22 protein-coding genes are annotated in these 22,225 nt (G+C 66.9%); 13 read left to right on the top strand and 9 right to left on the bottom strand.

All coding sequences use genetic code 11. The features are described from left to right. Positions 1–17: 17 nt before the first annotated feature. Together RPB_RS16925 and RPB_RS16920 are read right to left on the bottom strand one after the other, a co-directional pair. The gene (locus tag RPB_RS16925) at positions 18–299 is read right to left on the bottom strand and encodes an acyl carrier protein (RefSeq protein WP_011442233.1); all 282 of its coding nucleotides are present in this window, start codon (positions 297–299) and stop codon (positions 18–20) included. Positions 300–467: 168 nt separating this feature from the next. After that, positions 468–797 (bottom strand): hypothetical protein, encoded by a 330-nt coding sequence (locus tag RPB_RS16920; RefSeq protein WP_011442232.1) that lies wholly within the window; start codon positions 795–797, stop codon positions 468–470. A 192-nt stretch (positions 798–989) separates the two neighbouring features. Between RPB_RS16920 and RPB_RS16915 the strand changes: the two genes are divergently transcribed. Continuing rightward, positions 990–1,613 (top strand): ParB-like protein, encoded by a 624-nt coding sequence (locus tag RPB_RS16915; protein WP_011442231.1) that lies wholly within the window; start codon positions 990–992, stop codon positions 1,611–1,613. 18 nt (positions 1,614–1,631) lie between these two features. On the opposite strand, the gene RPB_RS16910 is transcribed toward RPB_RS16915, so the two are convergent. The 4 genes from RPB_RS16910 to serB all read right to left on the bottom strand — a co-directional run bounded on the left by RPB_RS16910 (position 1,632) and on the right by serB (position 6,584). Then, positions 1,632–2,132, bottom strand: coding sequence for an MgtC/SapB family protein (locus RPB_RS16910; RefSeq protein ID WP_011442230.1), 501 nt, complete (start codon positions 2,130–2,132; stop codon positions 1,632–1,634). 30 nt (positions 2,133–2,162) lie between these two features. Then, positions 2,163–2,744, bottom strand: coding sequence for a peroxidase-related enzyme (locus RPB_RS16905; RefSeq protein ID WP_041798819.1), 582 nt, complete (start codon positions 2,742–2,744; stop codon positions 2,163–2,165). Between the two features lie 88 nt (positions 2,745–2,832). Beyond that, positions 2,833–4,584: an ATP-binding protein gene (locus tag RPB_RS16900; RefSeq protein WP_041798308.1), complete on the bottom strand. Its 1,752-nt coding sequence runs from the start codon at positions 4,582–4,584 to the stop codon at positions 2,833–2,835. Positions 4,585–5,690: 1,106 nt separating this feature from the next. Beyond that, the gene (serB, locus tag RPB_RS16895) at positions 5,691–6,584 is read right to left on the bottom strand and encodes a phosphoserine phosphatase SerB (RefSeq protein ID WP_011442227.1); all 894 of its coding nucleotides are present in this window, start codon (positions 6,582–6,584) and stop codon (positions 5,691–5,693) included. Here serB and miaA point away from each other — a divergent pair. The 4 genes from miaA (at position 6,583) to RPB_RS16875 (ending at position 10,826) form a co-directional block, all read left to right on the top strand. Next, a complete protein-coding gene (miaA, locus tag RPB_RS16890) occupies positions 6,583–7,557 on the top strand; it encodes a tRNA (adenosine(37)-N6)-dimethylallyltransferase MiaA (RefSeq protein WP_049824703.1) in 975 nt (324 codons plus the stop codon). The two genes, serB and miaA, sit on opposite strands and share 2 nt — an antisense overlap. Positions 7,558–8,025: 468 nt before the next feature. Next, entirely contained in the window at positions 8,026–9,804 is a 1,779-nt protein-coding gene (locus RPB_RS16885) for an acetolactate synthase 3 large subunit (protein ID WP_011442225.1), read from the top strand. Between the two features lie 212 nt (positions 9,805–10,016). Beyond that, positions 10,017–10,559 (top strand): acetolactate synthase small subunit, encoded by a 543-nt coding sequence (gene ilvN, locus RPB_RS16880; RefSeq protein ID WP_011442224.1) that lies wholly within the window; start codon positions 10,017–10,019, stop codon positions 10,557–10,559. Positions 10,560–10,640: 81 nt separating this feature from the next. After that, a complete protein-coding gene (locus RPB_RS16875) occupies positions 10,641–10,826 on the top strand; it encodes a hypothetical protein (RefSeq protein ID WP_198135121.1) in 186 nt (61 codons plus the stop codon). Positions 10,827–10,828: 2 nt separating this feature from the next. On the opposite strand, the gene RPB_RS16870 is transcribed toward RPB_RS16875, so the two are convergent. Then, complete coding sequence (locus RPB_RS16870) at positions 10,829–11,227, bottom strand: host attachment family protein (protein ID WP_011442223.1); 399 nt, start codon at positions 11,225–11,227, stop codon at positions 10,829–10,831. A 213-nt stretch (positions 11,228–11,440) separates the two neighbouring features. Here RPB_RS16870 and RPB_RS16865 point away from each other — a divergent pair, with 213 nt between their 5' ends. The 5 genes from RPB_RS16865 to RPB_RS16845 all read left to right on the top strand — a co-directional run bounded on the left by RPB_RS16865 (position 11,441) and on the right by RPB_RS16845 (position 16,918). Then, the gene (locus tag RPB_RS16865) at positions 11,441–12,316 is read left to right on the top strand and encodes an EamA family transporter (RefSeq protein ID WP_011442222.1); all 876 of its coding nucleotides are present in this window, start codon (positions 11,441–11,443) and stop codon (positions 12,314–12,316) included. Positions 12,317–12,494: 178 nt separating this feature from the next. Beyond that, positions 12,495–13,514, top strand: a complete 1,020-nt coding sequence (gene ilvC / locus RPB_RS16860; protein WP_011442221.1) for a ketol-acid reductoisomerase — start codon at positions 12,495–12,497, stop codon at positions 13,512–13,514. 320 nt (positions 13,515–13,834) lie between these two features. Next, positions 13,835–14,599 (top strand): FadR/GntR family transcriptional regulator, encoded by a 765-nt coding sequence (locus RPB_RS16855; RefSeq protein ID WP_011442220.1) that lies wholly within the window; start codon positions 13,835–13,837, stop codon positions 14,597–14,599. A 69-nt stretch (positions 14,600–14,668) separates the two neighbouring features. Next, a complete protein-coding gene (locus RPB_RS16850) occupies positions 14,669–15,901 on the top strand; it encodes an ABC transporter substrate-binding protein (RefSeq protein WP_011442219.1) in 1,233 nt (410 codons plus the stop codon). A 165-nt stretch (positions 15,902–16,066) separates the two neighbouring features. Then, entirely contained in the window at positions 16,067–16,918 is an 852-nt protein-coding gene (locus RPB_RS16845) for an SDR family oxidoreductase (RefSeq protein WP_011442218.1), read from the top strand. An 11-nt stretch (positions 16,919–16,929) separates the two neighbouring features. Here the strand turns inward: RPB_RS16845 and RPB_RS16840 are convergent, their stop codons facing one another. Both RPB_RS16840 and RPB_RS16835 read right to left on the bottom strand, forming a co-directional pair. After that, the gene (locus tag RPB_RS16840) at positions 16,930–18,489 is read right to left on the bottom strand and encodes an ABC transporter permease/substrate-binding protein (RefSeq protein WP_011442217.1); all 1,560 of its coding nucleotides are present in this window, start codon (positions 18,487–18,489) and stop codon (positions 16,930–16,932) included. After that, a complete protein-coding gene (locus RPB_RS16835) occupies positions 18,486–19,280 on the bottom strand; it encodes an ATP-binding cassette domain-containing protein (RefSeq protein ID WP_011442216.1) in 795 nt (264 codons plus the stop codon). The genes RPB_RS16840 and RPB_RS16835 overlap by 4 nt, the downstream gene beginning before the upstream one ends. A gap of 97 nt (positions 19,281–19,377) precedes the next feature. Between RPB_RS16835 and RPB_RS16830 the strand changes: the two genes are divergently transcribed. The 3 genes from RPB_RS16830 to RPB_RS16820 all read left to right on the top strand — a co-directional run bounded on the left by RPB_RS16830 (position 19,378) and on the right by RPB_RS16820 (position 22,223). Next, positions 19,378–20,184: an ABC transporter ATP-binding protein gene (locus tag RPB_RS16830; RefSeq protein ID WP_011442215.1), complete on the top strand. Its 807-nt coding sequence runs from the start codon at positions 19,378–19,380 to the stop codon at positions 20,182–20,184. A 163-nt stretch (positions 20,185–20,347) separates the two neighbouring features. Beyond that, positions 20,348–21,145, top strand: a complete 798-nt coding sequence (locus RPB_RS16825) for an ABC transporter permease (protein WP_011442214.1) — start codon at positions 20,348–20,350, stop codon at positions 21,143–21,145. A gap of 52 nt (positions 21,146–21,197) precedes the next feature. Then, entirely contained in the window at positions 21,198–22,223 is a 1,026-nt protein-coding gene (locus RPB_RS16820) for an ABC transporter substrate-binding protein (RefSeq protein WP_011442213.1), read from the top strand. The last annotated feature ends 2 nt before the right edge of the window (positions 22,224–22,225 follow it).

Here is a 22,225-nt window from a genome sequence, read left to right as displayed (position 1 = left end):
GCTTTCGAACCGCGCCACTACGCGCCCTTGGCGGCGACCAACTCGTCGATGCGGGCGGCGAGGTTGCTCAGGACGAAATACTGCTCGGTGGTCGCCTTGCCGTCGTTGACCTCCTGGGTCCACTTCTCGAGCGGCAGTTTGATACCGAACGCCTTGTCGATCGCAAAGGCGATGTCGAGGAAGTCCAGGCTGTCGATCCCCAGATCATCGATGGCGTGGCTTTCCGGGGTGATCGTATCGCGCGGGATGTCACAGGTTTCCGCGATGATGGTGGCCACCCGATCGAATGTGGAAGTCATCATTAAACCTTTGATATTGTGTCGGAAATGGCCGTTCGCGCCGCGCGCGAGCGTGGTCGTGACGACAGGTGATTGCCCGTATATCGGAGCGCTGCCCCGAGTTCAATGGCACGTGGGCCACAGCCCTTTGGCGCTGCTTCAGCCCAGTTTCCGCGCCAGCGCAGGGAATCAACCCTGCGGCGCCGGAATGTGCGCGCAATCGCGCCGGCCCATCAACACGCAATCCTGTGTCTTGCGCAGGTCGGCGATGCTGGTGGCCAGCCAGAACCCGATCACCGTCAGCGCGACCGTGAAGGCGAGTGCCGCCAGATTGGTCAGCATCCGCTGCCGGAAGTCGTCCTGCTGTGGATCGCGCGGGCGCTCGTAACGCGACAGGTCGTTTTGCACCGGCGGCATCACGCGTGCGGTGGACGCTGCGCCCGGGGCCGGGGGGCGCGGCCGGAACTGCAGCACCCGGTGCTCGTCGTCGTCGGGAATGCTGAGGCGGTGGTTTTTCATGGCGGCCGGCCCTTGGCGGCGGCGGATCTGAACTCTGGTACTTATCCTAGTCGATGTAGGGCGCGCCGCAAACTCCGCAACGTGCCGGAGTGGCTTTGTCTCGCCGGCTGCGCCCCGCGCGCTCCATGCTGCGTTGCGCACAAGCCGCCGCGTGCCATAATTCGAGCCCTGCCTGCCGACGGAGTCTGAACGATGGCCAATCCGCGCGAACCGATGCTGCACCCGATTCCGATCCTGTCACTGCGACCGACGCAGATGACCGTCGGCCTGCGCGAAGTCGAAGAAAAGCGCCGGCGCTGGCGCGCGCACAAGCCGAAGAAGGAAGGCCGGCGGCTCGCCGAGCACATGATCCCGGTCGTGCTCGGCCCTGGCAAGCGCCACTATGTGGTCGATCACCACCATCTCGCCCGCGCGCTGCATGAAGAGGGCATCAAGGACGTCGCCGTCACGGTGATCGCCGATCTCAGCATGGTCGATCGCGACGCGTTCTGGGTCGTGCTCGACAGCCGGCGCTGGGTCTATCCCTACGACGCCAAGGGCGAGCGGCACCATTACAAGGATCTGCCGAAAACTGTCGCCGCGCTGAAGGACGATCCGTTCCGCTCGCTCGCTGGCGAGCTGCGCCGGATCGGCGGCTACGCCAAGGACACCACGCCCTTCAGCGAATTCCTTTGGGCGGATTTCCTGCGGCGCCGGCTGTCGCGCAAATCGGTCGACGCGGATTTCGCGAAGGCGACGGAACTGTCGCTGGCGCTCGCCAAGAGCAGGGATGCGATCTATCTGCCGGGCTGGTGCGGACCGGCGTTCGACGATTGACCGTGCTGCGGCGGCGCATCAATCCTCCACCGCCGGCGAGCCCTTGCTCTTGGTCTCGTCGCCGCCGCCTTCCGAGTCCTTGCCGCCGAGCAGGCGATGCAGCAGGCCCTCGAGCCGGTGGCCGCCGATCAGCACGGCAAGGGTGATCGCCATCGCGGCCAGCACCCCCGGCCATTGTCCGGCGCCGCAGGCGATGCCGATGCAGGCGGTCAGCCAGGTGCAGGCTGCGGTGGTCAAGCCGTGCACGTCGTGTCGGCCGCCGGTGTGGACGATGACGCCGGCGCCGAGAAAGCCGATGCCGGTGAGGATGCCTTGAATCACGCGGCTGGTCGGGTCGGACACGTGGTCGAGATCTGCGCTCTGGTCGGCGAGGGCGACCAGCAGCGCGGAGGCGACGCCGACCAGCGCCAGCGTCCGCATCCCGATCGGCTTGCCCTGCAGGTCGCGATTGAGGCCGATCAGTCCGCCGGCCACCGCGGCGACGCCGAGGCGCAACAACATCTCCCACCACGGCAGCACCGCATCAGCCTCCCAGCGCGATCGGCCGCGTCATGATTTCGGCAGCCGGCCCATCAGATAGAACTCGTCGTTCGGCCGCATGCCGGTGACATTGGCCATGCGGTTGGACAGCGCGAAGAACGCCGCGACCGCCGCGATGTCCCAGATATCATCGTCGCCGAAGCCGTGGCCCTCGAGCGCATCGAAATCGGCGTCGCCGACCCGCTCGGCGTCGCGGCTGACCTTCATCGCGAAGTCGAGCATCGCCTTCTGCCGCGGCGTGATGTCGGCCTTGCGATAGTTCGTGGCGATCTGGTCGGCGATCAGCGGATTTTTGGCGCGGATGCGCAGGATCGCGCCGTGCGCGATCACGCAATACTGGCACTGATTGGCCGCCGAAGTCGCGACCACGATCATCTCGCGTTCGGCCTTCGACAGCCCGCTGTCCTTCTCCATCAGCGCGTCGTGATAGGCGAAGAAGGCCCGGAATTCGTCCGGCCGGCCGGCCAGCGACAGAAACACGTTGGGCACGAAGCCGGACTTCTCCTGCACGCCGAGGATTCGGGCGCGAATATCGTCGGGCATATCGGCGAGCGCAGGAACGGGAAAGCGAGAGACGGCAGCTGATGTCATCGAAGGTTCCGCAAGGCGCGACATGCGCCGAGCGGAGCTTAGGCGATCATCGCGCGCGCGGCAAAGCGTGCGCGGATGCTGCACTGCGTCAGCGCAGTGGCTTCTTCAACAGCGAGAAGCGGTCGGGGTCGAGCCCGAGCGACGGCTGCAACATCGGCGCTTCGACGGTGCGGGCCAGCGGGCGTTCGACCGTGCCGGGATCGTTCGGCACGTCGCGGTGCGAGGTGGCGCCGCGCCAGCGTTCGAGCACGGCGCTGACGAAATGCATGTCGTGCCCCGCGGCCGCCGACGGCACCGTCGAGATCGCCGCTTCCGAGCGCGGCAATTGCTGCGGCGGCACTTCCTTGAAGCGCAGCCGCGTCGGCAGCGCGACGCCTTCGCCGAACGCCAGCACTTCGCGGGTGCCGAGCGAGGGCACGAACGACAGCAGATTGGCGGCAGCGTCCGACACCGCCGAGCGCAGCAGTGATTGATCGCGGTCGTTGGCGAGCCGCATCGCGAACAGCGTGTTGCACTGCGACAGGATGGTGGCGTCGAGCTCGGCCGGACGCTGCGTCACCAGGCCGAGATAGACGCCGTATTTGCGGCCCTCTTTGGCGATCCGCGACACCGCCTTGCGGGTCGGGCCGAAGCCGATCGTCCGATCGGCGCTGGCGTAGCGATGGGCCTCTTCGCAGACGAACAGCAGCGGCGACACGCCGTCGCTCCACAAGCCGAAATCGAACGCCATGCGGCACAGCACCGACACCACCGAATCGACGACTTCGGCCGGGAAGCCCGCGAGTTGCATGATCGTCATCGGGCGACCATTGGCCGGCAGCCGGAACAGATGGCTGATCACCTCCGCCATGGTGTCGCCGCCGACATTCGCATTGTCGAACATGAAGGCGTAGCGCGGGTCGTTGCGCACGGTCTCGATCCGCGAGATCAGCTTGTGATAGATAATGCGCGACGAGCGGTTCTCCAGCTTGCCCATGCGCTCGTCGATCAGCGAGATCAGGTCGACCAGACGATACGGCACCGGCGTGTCGGCGGTGTAGCCGACGGATTTCGGGTCGAGGCGTTTGAGACCGAGCCGGTCGGCGCTGGTGTATTGCACGTACAGGCCCTTGGCGATCGGGATCACTTCGGCCAGCACGTCGAGTTCTTCCGGCACGCCGGGACGGCCGGCGAACAGCACGTCGACGATCTCGTCGAAATTGAACAGCCAGAACGGCAGCTTCAGATTGCGCGGATTGAGCACCAGCGCCTTGTCGCCGAAGCAGCGGCCGTATTCGTTGTGCACGTCGAGCAGGAAGATGCGCAGCGCCGGCCGCGATTTCAGGATCTCGTTGAGCAGCAGCGACACGCCGGTCGATTTGCCGACGCCGGTAGAGCCCAGCACGGCGAAATGCTTCGACAGCATTTCCTCGATGTCCACATAGGCGATCACCGACGGGTCCTGCTGCAGCGTGCCGACATTGATCTGGTCCGATCCGGTCGGGGCGTAGACGATGCGCAGGTCCTCGCTCGAGATCATTTCGACCGCGTCGCCGATCGTCGGATAGTTGGTGACGCCGCGCTGGAACTTCGCGCGCACCGTGCCGGGCAGGATTTCGCCGAGCAGATCGACCGCGGCGACCGCGACATAGGGATCGTTCGGCGAGATGTTCTCGCTCGTCGCTTCGGTGATCATCGCGATGATGGTCGAGGTCGCGGTGCGGATGCTGACGAAGCGACCGACCGTTGCGCGCACTGCTGCGGCAGACAGGCGACTTTCGGGCAGCAGGCCCGCGCGCGCCATCGACCCGCGCACGGAAATGATCTTGCCGAACGCCGGCCGGGACACTGATTCTGACATGTGTGGAACTCTGCGCTCTGTCTGTTCGGGTGCGACTATGCGGGCGCGTTGCTGAGAAACTGTTAAGTGGCGGGCGTCACACAGCGGGAATGGCGATGATAGTTGGTCGCTGATTAGGCCGCTTTTGTTGATCATTCGACGCAAGTCCGGATGTGGCGGTTAACCCCTCGTTGACCATCGCGGCTGCAACCGAGGGCGCTGCGGCTGCGTCGTCCGGCCACGACCCATCGCTCTCGCGGCGCCGGAGCGTCCGAGGTTTGCACCCGTCGCTGTCACAGCGAGGGGTGGGCGCGCGCCGGTCGGCGCGGGTTGGTGGTGGTTCTCGCGATCACTTCTTGCGAAGGATCGCGCATCGCCTTCCGGCGCGCCCACCTGCGGCGCTTTCTGTCTTCGGGCCCGTGCTTCCGTTGACAGGCAAGGGTAATGAAACCCCACTGATCCGGCGGATTACGCCGCCTTCACCTGCCCCCGTGCAGCGAACTAACAAGTCGCAGAGCCTCGTAGTAGGCCCGGACGGGTCCCCGAAGCCTCCCGGACGCGTGCTTGCGAGGCACGACGCGCAGGACGCCGCGTCCATCCGGCTTTGCTGACCAGCGTCAGCTCCGCCGAACCATCGTTCCAGGCTGGTTGCCCAGCCCGCCTATCTGTCCCGCTTGTACGACGCCTCGCGAAGCGCCCCTCACGGACAGGACATGGCGGACTATAATCATAATAGGATTATTGTCAAGGGACGATCTCGCCCGTGTCCCGGACGGCTGCGGCACGCAGTGCCGCCGCGCAGAGCCGGGACCCCGGTTCGCGAATTCACGACGTTTGCAGACTGTAGGGTGGGCAAAGGTGCGCCGCAGGCGCACCGTGCCCACGCGGATGCAGCAACAGGGTCCGCGTGGGCACGTCGCTGCGCGACTTTGCCCACCCTACGCGCTGCTCATGGCGTTTTGCTGCTTGATCAGCAGAAGAAACCGGGGTCCCGTATCTGCGGAGCAGCGCTCCGCGCTGCACCGCGTGCGGGACACGCGGATCATCGTCGAAGGTCGGGCCGTGCTAGCGACGCGGAAGCCCTCTACGCGTCTCCGTCATTCCGGGGCGCGCCGATGCGCGGCGGCCTAATCGCCGACGAATTCGCTGCGCCTGTAGCCTTGCGCGTACAGCAGCGCAGTGAGGTCGGCGTGGTCGATGCGGCCGTGGGCGCTGGCGGCGACCGCGGGCTTGGCGTGGTAGGCGATGCCGAGGCCGGCGGCCTGGATCATGCCGAGGTCGTTGGCGCCGTCGCCGATCGCCAGCGTGTCGATGGCGTCGAGGTCGTCGGCTTCGCGCAACTCCAGCAGCGTCGCCAGCTTGGCTTCGCGGCCGAGGATCGGCTCGGCGACGCGGCCGGTGAGCTTGCCGTCCTCGCTCAGCAATTCGTTGGCGCGATGCTCGGCGAAGCCGAGACGCGCTGCGACCGCCTGGGTGAACTGCGTGAAGCCGCCGGAGACCAGACACGTATAGGCGCCGTTTGCGCGCATCGTCTGCACCAGCGCGCGGCCGCCGGGATTGAGCGTGATGCGGGTCGCCAGCACCTTGTCGATGATGTCGAGCGAAAGCCCCTTCAGCAGCGCCACGCGCTCGCGCAGCGCCGGCTCGAATTCGATCTCGCCGCGCATCGCGCGCTCGGTGATCGCGGCGACGTGGCTCTTCAGCCCGACGAAGTCGGCGAGTTCGTCGATGCATTCCTGGCCGATCATGGTCGAATCCATGTCGGCGAGAAAAAGCTTCTTGCGCCTGGTGGCGAGAGGCTGCACGACGACGTCGATCGGCAGATCGCCGCGCGCGTCGCGCAGCCGGTCGGCGAGGGCCAGGGCGTCGTCGTCGCTGCTGAAGGTGATGTCGGCGGCGACCTCGTCGTGCAGCCAGACCGCGGCGTTCGGCTGTGGCAGCACGGCGCGCGCGCCTTCGAGCACGGTGGAATCCAGCGCGGGACTGTTTGGATTGCAGATGAGCGTGGCGACGAGCGACATGGGAAAAACGGTTCCGGAGCAGGGGCAAAAGCCGGCGGCCGTGCTTATCGCAGGGCCGACCGCCAGCGGCAAGTCGGCGCTCGCGCTGCGGCTTGCGCAGATGCACGGCGGCGTCGTCATCAACACCGATTCGATGCAGATGTACCGGGACCTGCGGATCATCACCGCCCGGCCGACGCCGGAAGAGGAGGCGCTGGTCCCGCATCGGCTCTACGGCACGGTGGACGCCGCGGTGAATTTCTCCGCTGGCGCCTTCGTCGAGGCCGCTGCCGGGGCGCTGGCCGAGGCGCGCGCTTCGGGCCTGCTGCCGATCTTCATCGGCGGCACCGGGCTGTATTTCAAGGCGCTGACCCGCGGACTGTCTTTGGTGCCGCCGGTGCCGGCCGAAATCCGCGACGCGGTGCGGCTGCGGCTCGACCGCGATGGCGTGGCGGCGTTGCACGCCGAACTGGCCCGGCACGATCCGGCCGCAGCCGAACGGCTGGCCCCGGCCGACCGATCACGGATCGCGCGGGCGCTGGAAGTGGTGCTGGCGACCGGTCGGCCATTGGCCGACTGGCACGGCGAGGCCTCGCCGCCGCTATTGCCGCCGGACGGCGTCACGGCGGTGTTTCTCGCGCCCGAGCGCGAGGCGCTGTACGCCCGGATCGACGCCCGATTCGCCGCAATGCTGCGGGCCGGCGCGCTGGACGAGGTCGCGGCCTTGGCCGAGCGCCGGCTCGACCCGCTGCTGCCGGCGATGAAGGCGCATGGCGTGCCGGCGCTGATCCGACATCTGCGCGGCGAGATTTCGCTGGACGAGGCGGCCGTCATCGGCGCCGCCGACACGCGGCACTACGCCAAGCGGCAATTCACCTGGTTCCGGCACCAGTTACCAGAGTTTCGTTGGGTGACGCCTGAGGAGGCGGGGAGGGTGGTGGATCAAGAATTTCAGGGCAATCCAAGCTGCACCACCAGCACAGCGTCATCCTGAGGTGCGAGCGCAGCGAGCCTCGAAGGATGGAACGACGAAGTCCGTGCCGCCCATCCTGAGGTGCTGCAAAGGTCCGTGAGACGGACCTTTGCAGCACCTCAGGATGACGATGTGCTGGTGGGGTGGTCGGCGCACCCGCCTGCACCTATTTACCGCTCGCGAGGTGGCTCCAATCCGGCTAAGGTTTGATCCTTACGGCACTGTCCTGCCTTGACAATGGAAGTTTGAGCGGTATGGTCCCGCGCAACCTTTGGGAAGCCGAGCTGGCCACATGCGACACAAAATTACCGATCTGCTTCTCGTTATCGTACCCGAGCGCACCGCCGGGGGTGGATAGACTCCACCCTGTGAACGGACGGTGCGCTGAGGGCCTTGAACGGGCCCTTTTTTATTGTCCGAACGCCTTCGACCCGAACTTTGTCCGAACCACCCGAACTTCAGCGCCAGACGGCGCCTCCGGAGCCCACCATGAGCGACAGCACCAGCCACGATCCCAACCAGATGACCGGCGCCGCGATGATCGTCCGCGCGATGAAGGATCACGGCGTCGAGCACATCTTCGGCTATCCCGGCGGCGCGGTGCTTCCGATCTATGACGAGATCTTCCAGCAGTCCGACGTGCAGCACATCCTGGTCCGGCACGAGCAGGGCGCCGGCCATGCCGCCGAGGGCTATGCGCGCTCGACCGGCAAGCCGGGCGTGGTGCTGGTGACCTCGGGCCCGGGCGCCACCAACATGGTGACGCCGCTGGCCGACGCGCTGATGGATTCGATCCCGATCGTCTGCATCACCGGGCAGGTGCCGACGCATCTGATCGGCAATGACGCGTTCCAGGAATGCGACACCGTCGGCATCACCCGGCCTTGCACCAAGCACAATTGGTTGGTGCGCGACATCAAGGATCTCGCCCGCGTGCTGCACGAGGCGTTCTACGTCGCGACCTCCGGCCGTCCGGGCCCGGTCGTGGTCGACGTGCCGAAGGACGTGCAGTTCGCCACCGGCACCTATCATCCGCCGCGCAAGGACGACGTCCACGTCTCCTACAAGCCGGTCACCAAGGGCGATCCGAACCAGATCCGCAAGGCGGTGGCGATGCTCGCCGGCGCCAAGCGGCCGGTGATCTATTCCGGCGGCGGCGTGGTCAATTCCGGCGACGAAGCCTGCCGGCTGCTGCGCGAGCTGGTCGAGGTCACCGATTTCCCGATCACCTCGACGCTGATGGGGCTCGGCGCCTATCCGGCGTCGGGCAAGAACTGGCTCGGCATGCTCGGCATGCACGGCACCTACGAAGCCAACATGACGATGCATGGCTGCGACGTCATGCTGTGCATCGGCGCGCGCTTCGACGACCGCATCACCGGCCGCACCGACGCGTTCGCGCCGCACGCCAAGAAGATCCACATCGACATCGACCCGTCGTCGATCAACAAGAACATCCGCGTCGACGTGCCGATCATCGGCGACGTCGCCAGCGTGCTGACCGATCTGCTCGCGGTGTTCAAGGCCGAGGCGAAGAAGCCCGACATCAAGCCGTGGTGGCACCAGGTCGCGACCTGGCGCGCGCGCAATTCGCTGGCCTACAAGAAGAACAACGACCTGATCATGCCGCAATACGCGATCCAGCGGCTTTACGAGGCGACGCGTGGCCGCGACACCTACATCACCACCGAAGTCGGCCAGCATCAGATGTGGGCGGCGCAGTTCTACGGCTTCGAACAGCCGAAGCGCTGGATGACCTCGGGCGGCCTCGGCACCATGGGCTACGGCCTGCCGGCGGCGCTCGGCGTCCAGGTGGCGCATCGCGATGCGCTGGTGATCGACATCGCCGGCGACGCCTCGGTGCAGATGACGATGCAGGAGATGGCGACGGCGGTGCAGTACGAACTGCCGATCAAGATCTTCATCCTCAACAACCAGTATATGGGGATGGTGCGGCAGTGGCAGCAGCTGTTGCATGGTAATCGGCTGTCGCACTCCTACACCGAGGCGATGCCGGACTTCGTCAAGCTCGCCGAGGCCTATGGCGGCGTCGGCATGCAGGTGACCAAGCCGGCCGATCTCGACGGCGCGATCATGGACATGATCAAGGTCAACAAGCCGGTGCTGTTCGACTGCCGCGTCGCCGCGCTGGAGAACTGCTTCCCGATGATCCCGTCCGGCAAGGCCCACAACGAGATGCTGCTGCCGGCCGAAGCCACCGACGAAGCCACCGCGGCGGCCTTCGCCGGCGGCAAGGCGCTGGTGTGAGCCACTGACGCGCTGCGCTGATTACCTCTCCCCGCGTGCGGGGAGAGGTCGACCCGGCGGAGCGTAGCGAAGCCGGGGCGGGTGAGGGGGCGCCTCCGCGCATCGCGGACTCAGTAGCCCCTCACCCCAACCCTCTCCCCGCAAGAGCGGGGCGAGGGAGCGCACCGTGCCTGATGAGAGTCATCGCCCAATTCGAATGTGAGAACGCCACAATGACCCAGCCCGCCTCCGCCTATTTCATGGAAGATCGCCACGATCCGAACGAGACCCACACGCTGTCGGTGCTGGTGCAGAACGAGCCCGGCGTGCTGGCGCGGGTGATCGGGCTGTTTTCGGGGCGCGGCTACAATATCGAGAGCCTGACCGTCTCGGAGACCGAGAACCAGAAGCACCTGTCGCGCGTCACCATCGTCACCACCGGCACCCCGATGGTGATCCAGCAGATCAAGAACCAGCTCGACCGCATGGTGCCGGTGTATCGCGTCGTCGACATGACGTTGTCGGGCCGCTCGATCGAGCGCGAGTTGGCGATGGTCAAGCTGCGCGGCACCGGCGATCACCGCGTCGAATCGCTGCGGCTCGCCGAAGCGTTCCGCGCCCGGGTGATCGACGCCTCGACCGAGAGCTTCGTGTTCGAGATCACCGGCAACACGTCGAAGATCAATCAGTTCATCGAACTGATGCGTCCGCTCGGCTTGGTCGAAGTGGTCCGCACCGGCGTCGCCGCGATCGGCCGCGGCGCGGAGGGGATGTAGCCTCGCCTCCTGAGGGCGCCGGCCGGCTTTGCATCGAGCGCGTTCGGATATACCTTGGATATCCGAGCCAAGGAGGCGGCGATGAAGGTCAAGGCTGATCTGCTGGCGAAGATGCTGGACGAAATTGATCGCCTGAACCTCAAAAGCCCCGACACGATCGATTGGGGACCGGACCGCGGCTCAGAAATCATCGACGATGACTATTCACGCGGGCTGATCGTGCCGGGCCCGGATGGGGTACCCATGCGGGTCGCCCCATCGTCTTAGCGCTACGCCGCGATCGCCTCGGCGATGTCGTCGAACGAGCTGTTGGTGTAGTCCTTCGCCAGCGAGCGGATCAGCGCGGCTTCGACGGTCTTGTGCAGGATCGGCCGCATCTGGCCGAGCGTCTGCGGGTCGGCGATCAGCACCAGACTGTCGAATTCGCCGGCGAGCTTCATCTTGTTGATCAGCAGGCTGAGCTGCTTGGCGAAGGTGGCTTCGTCGGTCTGGCTCTGGGTCTGATCCTCGGGGCGCGAGCCCGACGGACCGTCGTCATCGAGATTTTCCGGCGCCAGTCTGCGTTCTTCGCGCAGCACGACGCTGGCCGGCTTACCGGTGTTGCGGAGCAAAATCGCTCCGCCGCCGTCGGCGACGACGATCAGTGCGTTGTGCGGAATAAGGGTCATGGGGGAGGCTCTCCTGGTGATGCGCCGGCCGCCTTCGCGGCCGTCGGCCCAACGAGCAACAGGCTGCGCCGGCCTTGGTTCCGTCGTTCGGGCTGCGCCATCGTTGCGCGGGGGGCTGTTCCGCGCGAACGGCGGGTGACGCAGCAGCGCCGGATCGGCTAGGACCCCGGCAACGGCGCGCGCAACGCGCGGCCGATTCAGGGCGGAGACATCATGAGGCCAGCCGACATCGCGCTTGCGCTCGTCGTTGCGCTGATCTGGGGGCTGGGCTTCGTGTTCACGCGCTATGCGCTGACCGAGATGTCGCCGACGGTGCTCAATTTGCTGCGGTTCGCCATCACCGCGCTGCCGTGCCTGCTGCTGCCGCGGCCGAAACTCGCCTGGACGATCTGGATCGGCATCAGCCTGCTGCTGGTGTGGCAATATCTCACCCAGAGCTGGGGGATGGCTCATGGCGTGCCGGCGGGGCTGACCGCGGTGATCGTGCAGAGCCAGGCGCTGTTCACCGTCGCGTTCGCCGCGGTGCTGCTCGGCGAGCGGCCGACCCGGGTGCAACTGATCGGCATCGGCGTCGCCGCGTGCGGCCTGCTGATGATCTGCTTCACCGTCGGCTACGATTTCACCTTCGTTGCCTTCGCCGTCACCATGACGGCGCCGATCGCCTTCGCCTTCACCAATCTGTTGCTGCGGCAGGCCCGCGACGTGCCGATGCTCGACCTGTTCGCCTGGATCAGCCTGGTGTCGCTGCCGCCGCTGGCGCTCGCCGCCTTCGCCGCCGACGGCGGCCCGGCGATCTGGCGGGAGGTGAGCGGTCTGTCGCCGGGGGTGATGGCGGCGATGCTGTCGCTGTCGATCGGCTCGACCACGGTCGGCTACTGGATCTGGGGCCGGCTGCTGCAGCGCTACAGCGCCGTCCAGGTGGTGCCGTTCGCGCTGCTGGTGCCGTTCATCGGGGCGGGGGCCTCCAGCCTGGTGTTCGGCGAGACCTTCGGCCCGCTGCGGCTGGCCGGGATGCTGATCGTGGTGGCGGGGCTCGCCATCATGCTGCTGTTCGGCCGGGCGCGACCGGCGCTGCCGGAGACCGCCTGAAAGTCGTAGGCGCCCCGTCTTCGCGGTGCGGCAGCCATGCCGCAGCCACAAAACACCGCCGCGGGCTTGTCTCAGGGCACCTCCCGCCCTAGAAACCGGCAGCAATTTCACGGTCGGCCGGGACTGGCCCGATCACCACAGCAGGGGGCGGGACGGGCCGCCGAAGAGAGGAACGAGAATGCGAGTTTACTACGATCGCGACGCCGACCTGAATCTGATCAAGGGCAAGAAGGTCGTCATCGTCGGCTACGGCAGCCAGGGCCACGCCCACGCGCTGAACCTCAAGGATTCCGGCGTCAAGGACGTCGCGATCGCGCTGCGCAAGGGCTCGGCCACGGCCAAGAAGGCCGAAGCCGCCGGCTTCAAGGTGATGGAAGTCGCCGAGGCCGCCAAATGGGCCGACGTGATGATGATGCTGACGCCCGACGAATTGCAGGGCGAGATCTATCGCGACCACCTGCACGACAACATGAAGCAGGGCGCGGCGCTGCTGTTTGCGCACGGCCTCAACGTCCACTTCAACCTGATCGAGCCGCGCGCCGATCTCGACGTGCTGATGGTCGCGCCGAAGGGCCCGGGCCACACCGTGCGTTCGGAATATCAGCGCGGCGGCGGCGTGCCGAGCCTGATCGCGATCCACCAGGATCCGTCGGGCAATGCTCACGACCTCGGCCTCAGCTACGCCTCGGCGATCGGCGGCGGCCGCGCCGGCATCATCGAGACCTCGTTCAAGGAAGAATGCGAGACCGATCTGTTCGGCGAGCAGGTGGTGCTGTGCGGCGGTCTGGTCGAACTGATCAAGGCCGGCTTCGAGACGCTGGTGGAAGCCGGCTACGCGCCGGAGATGGCGTATTTCGAGTGCCTGCACGAAGTGAAGCTGATCGTCGACCTGATCTATGAAGGCGGCATCGCCAACATGAACTACTCGATCTCCAACACCGCGGAATACGGCGAATACGTCACCGGCCCGCGCATCGTCACCGCCGAGACCAAGGCGGAGATGAAGCGGGTGCTGGCCGACATCCAGAACGGCATCTTCACCCGCAACTGGATGCTCGAGAACAAGGTCAACCAGACCTCGTTCAAGGCCACCCGCGCCAAGCTCGCCGCCCACCCGATCGAGGAAGTCGGCGCCAAGCTCCGCGACATGATGCCCTGGATCAAGAAGGGCGCGCTCGTGGACAAGAGCAAGAACTAAGCGCGCGACGCGCTCGGCGTCATCCTGAGGCGCCGCCGCAAAGCGGCGGCCTCGAAGGATGGACCGCTTGCACTCGCCGCCGCATCCTTCGAGGCTCGCCCTGCCGGGCGAGCACCTCAGGATGACGACACGATGATGGTGGCATCGAAGCGGGATCGCGGCGACGCGGTCCCGTTTTCGTTTGCGGCGGGCACTTCTTCACCCGCTCCCCGCGAAAAGCGGGGCGAGGGGGCGCGCCGTGCGCGGGGCGAGGCCGGACGGTTCAATCCGCCGCAGCCTCGGCGCCTTGATCTGGTCAGACCAGATTGGTAGGGTCAGTTATGGCGACCCCGCTCAATTCCGAGACCACCCACACGGTCCGCAGGACGCTCGAATTCGTCCAGCACCATCGGCTGGCGAAGGGCGACCGGCTGCCGTCGGAGCGGGAATTGTCGGAGCGGTTCGGGGTGGCGCGCAGTTCGGTGCGCGAGGCGCTGGCGGTGCTGGACGCGATGCGGATCACCGAGCGCAAGCCGAAATCGGGCATCTTCCTGCGCAACGCGGTCGAGGACGGCGGGCTCGATGCGCTGGTGCTGCAGGCCGATCTCGGGCTGGCGTTCGATCCGCAGGTGACGCGCGACGTCACCGAGGCGCGGATCATCTGCGAGGAGCAGGCGCTGCGGATTGCCTGCCGCAGGCGCACTGACGCTGATCTGGCGAAGCTGCACCGATTGCTCGACGGCTATGCCGGGCTGGTCGACGCCGACCGCAATCCCGCCGATGCCGACGTCGATTTTCACCTCGCGCTCGTCGCCGCGAGTCAGAACCGGATTCTGGTGCGCACGCTGACGCCGCTGATGCTGATGAGCACGAATTGGCGGCGGCGCTATTTCGATTCCGCCGCGATCCGCCGTCGTTCGCTCGACGATCACCGCGCCTTCGTGGCCGCGATCGAAGCGCGCGACGAAGCCGCCACCTCGGCGCTGGTGCAGCGCCACGTGCAGACCGCCGCGGCCGACGTGCGCGCTCTGGCGGAGCAGGGCGGCGCGACCGCGACCGACACGCCATCCAAATCAGACACGCGCGCATCCGACGCGCCGACATAACCCCGGTCAACGGGAGAACTTCGCGCGGCCAACAGCCGCTTCGGGGAAACGCAAAAAGAAGGATCAAAAATGCGTATGACGACGACTTCCGTGGCCGCGTTCGCGGCTGCGATCGCGATGCTGGCCGCGAGCCCGGCAGCGGCCCAGAAGAAATACGGCCCCGGCGCCAGCGACACCGAGATCAAGCTCGGCAACACAGTGCCCTATAGCGGCCCAGCCTCGGCCTACGGCATTCTCGGCAAGACCTATGCCGCGTATTTCGCAAAGATCAACGAGGAAGGCGGCATCAACGGCCGCAAGATCGTCCTGATCTCTTATGACGACGCCTATTCGCCGCCGAAGACCGTGGAACAGACCCGCAAGCTGGTCGAAAGCGACGAGGTGCTGGCGATCGTCGGCAATGTCGGTACCGCCTCCAACATCGCGATCCAGAAATATCTGAACGCCAAGAAGACCCCGCAATTGTTTCTCGCCACCGGCGCGACGCGCTGGAACGATCCGAAGCAGTTTCCGTGGACCATGGGCTGGCTGCCGAGCTACCAGGCCGAGGCCACGGCCTATGCGAAATATCTGCTGAAGGAGAAGCCCGACGCCAAGATCGGCGTGTTCTACCAGAACGACGATTTCGGCAAGGACTACGTGCGCGGCCTGAAGGAGGGGCTCGGCGACAAGGCGGCGACGATGATCGTCGCCGAATCCAGCTACGAGGTCTCCGAGCCGACGGTGGATTCCCACATCGTCAAGCTGAAGGCGGCCGGCGCCGACACGCTGCTCACCTTCGCGACCGGCAAGTTCGCCGCGCAGGCGATCAAGAAGGTCGCCGAACTCGGCTGGAAGCCGCTGCACATCGTGCCCAACGCCAGTTCGTCGCTCGGCAGCGTGCTGCGCCCGGCCGGCCTCGACAATGCGCAGGACCTGGTGTCCGCGACCTTCGCCAAGGACCCGACCGATCCGCAGTGGAACGAGGATCCGGGGATGAAGAAATTCCACGCCTTCGTCGAGAAATACATTCCCGAAGGCAAGGCGATGGAGAGCACCGTGCTGTCCGGCTACAGCATCGCCCAGACCATGGCGGAGGCGCTGCGGATGTGCGGCGATGATCTGACCCGCGACAACCTGATGAAGCAGGCGGCGAACATGAAGGACGTCAAGCTCGACGGCCTCTTGCCGGGCGTCACCGTCAACACCAGCGCCACCGACTTCGCGCCGATCGACCAGTTTCAGATGATGGTGTTCAAGGGCGAGCGCTGGGGGCGGTTCGGCGACGTCATCAAGGGCGAACTGGCCGTGGCCGGACGGTAAGCGCTTCGATCGCCACCGTCTTCACCTCTCCCCGCGCGCGAGGAGAGGGAGCTCGCTGTGCTCGGCGCAAGACTTCGCGTAGCATTCGATGCGAACGGGACCGCGGTGACGCGGTCCCGTCTTGCTGTGATAGGGTCGCGGCGCATTGGGGCACGGAGTTGAGCCATGAAGTCTGTCGTCGTCACCGGGGTGTCCAGCGGGATCGGTCACGCCATCGCGAAACTGCTGCTGGACAAGGGTTTTCGCGTATTCGGCAGCGTCCGCAAGCCGGCCGATGCGGAGCGGCTGATCCACGAATTCGGGGCGAACTTCACGCCACTGATTTTCGACGTCACCGACGAGGCCGCGATTCGGGCGGCGGCGGGCGAGGTCCGGGCGGCGCTCGGCGGTGAGCGGCTCGCCGGCCTGGTCAACAATGCCGGCATCGCGGTGTCGGGGGCGGTGGTCGATCTGTCGGCCGACGACTTCCGACGGCAGTTCGAGGTCAATGTGATCGGCCCGATCGTGGCGACGCAGGCATTCGCGCCGCTGCTGGGCACCGACGATACGCTGCGCGGGCCGCCGGGGCGGATCGTGATGATGTCGTCGATCGCAGGCCGGTTCGGCAATCCGCTGATGGCGGCTTACTCCGCGTCGAAACACGCGCTCAACGGCCTGTCGGACGGGCTGCGCCGCGAGATGATGCTGTTCGGCATCGACGTGGTGATCATCGCGCCCGGCGCGGTCAAGACGCCGATCTGGGCCAAGGCCGAGCACGAGGACGTATCGCGCTTCGCCAACTCACCGTTCTATCCGGCGCTGCAGACGATCCGCGCGATGCTGCCGAAGATGGACCAAAGCGGCCTGCCGCCGGAGACGATCGCGCAGCATGTGTTCGATGCGCTGACATCGCCGTCGCCGAAGGCCCACGATGTGATCACGCCGGGACCGCTGCAGTTCTGGCTGTCGACCAAGCTGCCGCCGCGGTGGATCGACAAGGTGGTGGCAAAGCGGCTCGGGCTGCGGCCCGCGAAGTAAGCGCGCGGCGATCAGCGCGCCTTGATGCCGTCCCACAGCGCCCGCGCCACCGCGTCGGGCGTGCCGTCGCCGCCGCCCGAGGCGGCGCGCAGATTGGCGGCGCGCATCGCGCCGATATCGATGCGGCCGACCAGCGGCGTCAGCGCATCGCGTAGCTTCGCGTCGCCGGCGCGCTTTGGTGAGATCAGCAGCACCGCGTCGTAAGGCGGGATCGCCTGCTTGGGATCGTCCAGCACGACGAGATCGTATTTGGCGATCAGCCCGTCCGAGGTATAGCCGGCGATCAGATCGACCTCGCCGGTGGCGACGGCCGCGTACATGAAGTCGGGCTGCATCTGCCGTTCGGCCTTGAAAGTGAGCCCATAGGTGCGGCGCAGATTGGCCCATTCCGGGCGGGAGAAGAACTCGTAGTCGCCGGCGATCGTCATCGCCGGCGCGCGCGCGGCGAGATCGGCGATCGAGCGGATACCGAGCGCCTCGGCCCTGGCGCGCGGCATCGCCAGCGCATAGGCGTTGGCGAAGCCGAGGTCGCCGAGCAGGGTGACGCCGTCCTTGGCGAGATCCTGCTTCAGATCGGCCAGCACCTGGTCGCGCGCGGCGATGCCGGGGTGCTTGAACTGATTGGCCCACAGCGTGCCGGAGTAGTCGACATAGGCGTCGATGTCGCCGCTCCTCAGCGCGTCGTAGATCACGCTGGAGCCGAGGCCGGCGCGCGTCGTGGCCGACAGCCCGGCGGCGTCGAGCCGCTGCTGGAGAAGGGCCGCGAGCACATATTGCTCGGTGAAGGTCTTGGCGCCGACGAAGTAGGTCGATCGCGTGCCGGCCAGCGACGGCGCCAGTGTCGCGATCAGCAGCGCGGCGAGGCCAAGGCCGCCGAGCGCGGTGCGGACGCGGCTGCGCAGCCGCAGGCCGCTCTCGATCAGCGCCAGCAGTTGATCGACCGCGAGCGCCAGCACTGCGGCGGCGGCGCAGCCGAACAGCACCAGCACCCAGTTCTGCGTCTGCAGCCCGGCGAAGATGTAGTTGCCGAGGCTGGTCTGGCCAATGGGCGTGGACAGCGTCGCGGTGCCGATCACCCATACGGCGGCTGTGCGAATGCCGGCCATGATCACCGGCAGCGCCAGCGGTACCTCGACCATCGTCAACACCTGCCGCGGCGTCATGCCGACGCCCTGCGCCGCCTCGACGAGCGCCGGATCGACGCCGTCGAGCCCGGTGATGGTGTTGCGCAGCACCGGCAGCATCGCATACAGCGCCAGCGCCAGCACCGCGGGCAGGAAGCCGAACGCCGAGAAGCCGACGCCGAAGGCGCGGAGACTCAACGCCGCCAGCGCCAGCAGCAGCGGATAGAACAGCGCCAGTAGAGCGAGGCCGGGGATGGTCTGGACGATGCCGGCGAAGCCGAGCAGGGCGCCGCGCAGGATCGGGCGGCGTCGCGCAACAATCGCCAGCGGCAGGCTGACGACGAGGCCGAGCGCCAGCGCGGCGAGGCTGACGCGGACATGCGCGCCGAGCGTGTCCGGCAGATTGGCCAGCGCCTCGTTCCAGCGCGGATCGCCGAACAGGCTCATACCGCGCCGTCCTGTGGCAGCAGCGCAGAGAGCCTGAGAGCCTGCCTGCGCGGCGTCTGCAGGAGTTCGGTGACATAGGGCTCGGTGCTGTGCGCCAGCTCCGCGGCGCGGCCAAGCGCCAGCAATCGGCCGGCGCGCATCACCGCGATGCGGTCGGCGAGCAAGAGCGCCTCGGTGATGTCGTGGGTGATCAGCACGGTGGTGAGCCCGAGCCGGTCGTGCAGCGCGCGAAAATCCTCGCCGAGCGCGTCGCGGGTCAAAGGATCCAGCGCGCCGAACGGCTCGTCCATCAAGACGATATTCGGTCCGGCGGCGAGCGCGCGGGCGACGCCGACGCGCTGGCGCTGGCCGCCGGAGAGTTCGTGCGGAAAGCGGTCGCGGTGCTGCGCGCGGTCGAGCCGCACCAGGTCGAGCAACTCGTCGACGCGCGCGGCGATCCTGTCGTGCGGCCAGCCGAGCAACTTCGGCGTGATGCCGATATTGTCGGCGACGGACAGATGCGGGAACAGCGCGCCGGCCTGGAACACGATGCCGATGCGCCGGCGCAGCGCGATCGGGTCGGCCGTTCGCACGTCCTCGCCCTCGATCCGGACTGTGCCCGCGTCGGCGTCGATCAGGCGATTGGCGAGGCGCAGCAGCGTGGTCTTGCCGGACCCGGAGCCGCCGACGATGGCGAGCAGTTCGCCGCGCATGACGGACAGCGAGACGCCGTCGACCGCCTTGATGCGGCCGCCGTCGAAGCTCTTGTCGACGCGGTCATAGGCGATCATCGGCGGGGGTTCGCGCGTCATGGCCGCCTAGATGACCGGCTTGCCGCGCGAAGCGCAAGCCGCACTTGCAGTTTGCCGCGCGGCGTTGAATGGTCCGCGCGGAATCGGAGGACGAGGCGTGAGCGGACAGGCATCGACGGCAATCGCGTTGCGGGACGCGACGGTGGCGTTCCGCCTCGCCGACGGCCGCGTCTACACCGCGGTCGAGAACGCGTCGCTCGACGTCGCCGACGGCGAGTTCGTCGCGATCGTCGGGCCGACGGGATGCGGCAAGTCCACGCTGCTCAACGTCGCGGCCGGGCTGCTGCAGCCGGTGGCGGGGCAGGCGCGGATCTTCGGCGCGCCGCTCGCCGGGCTCAATCGGGATGCCGGCTATCTGTTCCAGGCCGACGCGCTGTTTCCGTGGAAGACCGCGATCGACAATGTCGCGATCGGCCTCGACGTCGCCGGCACGCCGCGCGCCGAGGCGCTAACGCGCGCCCAGGGCTGGCTCGACACGGTCGGGCTCGGCGCCTTCGCCGGCCGCTATCCGCACATGCTGTCGGGCGGGCAGCGCAAGCGCGTCGGCCTGGCCCAGGTGCTGATCCGCGATCCAAAAATCCTGCTGATGGACGAGCCGTTCGGGCCGCTCGACGCGCAGACCCGGCAGATCATGGGCAATCTGTTGCTGCAGCTCTGGAGCGCGCATCGCAAGGCGGTGCTGTTCGTCACCCATGATCTCGAAGAAGCGATCGCGCTGGCCGATCGCGTGGTGATCATGTCGTCGGGGCCGTCGTCGCGCATCATCGGCGACTGGCGCGTCGCGCTGCCGCGCCCGCGCGACATCTTCGAGATCAGGCTGACGCACGAGTTTCACGCGCTGCACCGCGAGATCTGGGGCGTGCTGCGCGAGCAGGTGATGAAGGCTTACGGGGCGGTGGCGTGATGGGAGTGTTCGTGAAGGCCGCTGACTCAATCCTTGCACGGCGAACTCCCTCCCCCCTTGCGGGGGAGGGTTGGGGTGGGGGGTGGCCACGGGCTCAGTGCTCGCGGCCCCCCACCCCCGACCCCTCCCCGCAAGGGGGAGGGGAGGACGCGGGAGCCTCGCTATGTCGCGGCTGAAACTTGTGTCGTTGCAGCTTCTCGTCGCCGTCGTCGCGTTGGCGGTGTGGCAGGTGCTCACCACGGTGCCGATCGCCGGCAAATTGCTGCTGCCGCCGTTCTTCTTTTCCAATCCGGTCGATGTCGCCGCGCAAGTCTATGCCTGGTTCGCCTCCGGCATGATCTGGAAGCATCTGCTGATCACGCTGTGGGAATCGCTGCTGGCGTTCGTGATCGGCTCCGTGGCGGGCGTGCTGGTCGGGTTCTGGTTCGCGCGGCAGCCGCGGGTCGCCGCGGTGTTCGATCCCTATGTGAAGATGTTCAACGCACTGCCGCGCGTGGTGCTGGCGCCGATCTTCACGCTGTGGCTCGGGCTCGGGATCTGGTCGAAGGTCGCGCTCGGCGTGACGCTGGTTTTCTTCGTGGTGTTCTTCAACGTCTATCAGGGCGTCAAGGAGACCAGCGCGACGCTGGTCGACAATGCGCGGATGCTCGGGATGAGCGAGCGGCAGATGATGCGGCACGTGTTCTGGCCCTCGGCGCTGTCGTGGATGTTCTCGTCGCTGCACACCGCGGTCGGCTTCGCGGTGGTCGGCGCGGTGGTCGGCGAATATCTCGGCGCCGCGGCCGGGCTCGGCTATCTGATCCAGCAGGCCGAAGGCAGCTTCGATGTGGCCGGCGTGTTCGCCGGCATGTTCGTGCTGTCGGTGTTCGTGATCCTGATCGATCTTGCGGTCAGTATGGTGGAGAAGCGGCTGCTGGTGTGGCGGCCGCAGCCGGGCGGGGCCGTCCAGCAGACCGACTAGAGTCCTCGGCGGCTTTCGCCTATCCTGCGCCGCCTCGTCCCGGGAGAAACGCATGAAAACGATATTCGCCAAGATCGCCGCGGTGCTGTCGGCGCTGCTGCTGACCACCACCTTCGCGACCGCGCAGAGCAAGGTGACGATCGCGATCGGCGGCGGGGCGTGTCTGTGCTACCTGCCGACGGTGCTGGCCAAGCAACTCGGCGAATACGACAAGGCGGGGCTCAGCGTCGAACTGGTCGATCTCAAGGGCGGTTCCGATGCGCTGAAGGCGGTGCTCGGCGGCAGTGCCGACGTCGTCTCCGGCTATTTCGACCACACCGTCAATCTCGCCGCCAAGAAGCAGGAGATGCAGTCCTTCGTGGTCTACGACCGCTATCCCGGGCTGGTCCTGGTGGTGTCGCCGGGGCATACCGCGAAGATCGCATCGGTCAAGGACCTCGCCGGCAAGAAGGTCGGCGTCAGCGCGCCGGGCTCGTCGACCGATTTCTTCCTGAAATATCTCCTGAAGAAGAACGGCGTCGATCCGAACGACGTGGCGGTGATCGGCGTCGGCCTCGGCGCCACCGCGGTGGCGGCGATGCAGCAGGGCCAGATCGAGGCCGCGGTGATGCTCGATCCGGCGGTGACGATCCTGCAGGCGGCGCACGCCGATCTGCGCATCCTCAGCGACACGCGCACCGAACACGACACCCGCGAAGTGTTCGGCGGCGACTATCCGGGCGGCGCGCTGTATTCGACGGTGGCCTGGATCAAGGCGCATCCGAAGGAGGCGCAGGGCCTGACCAACGCCATCCTGAACACGCTGAGCTGGATCCACGCGCATTCGGCCGAGGAGATCGCCGACAAGATGCCGCCGAACATCGTCGGCAAGGACAAGGCGCAATATGTCGCCGCGCTGAAGAATACGATCCCGATGTATTCGACCACCGGGCTGATGGACCCGAAGGGCGCGGAGGCGGTTCTGGCGGTGTTCAGCACCAGCTCGCCGGATGTGGCGAAAGCCAATATCGACGTCACCAGGACCTACACCAACGCCTTCGTCGAGCAGGCGGCGAAGACGTCGGGCGCGGCGAAGTAGCG

Origin of the sequence: Rhodopseudomonas palustris HaA2 (genome assembly GCF_000013365.1) — a bacterium.
Taxonomy (GTDB): domain Bacteria; phylum Pseudomonadota; class Alphaproteobacteria; order Rhizobiales; family Xanthobacteraceae; genus Rhodopseudomonas; species Rhodopseudomonas palustris_J.
Note: the sequence above shows the minus strand (reverse complement) of the source record. Positions and strands in the feature narration are given on the sequence as shown.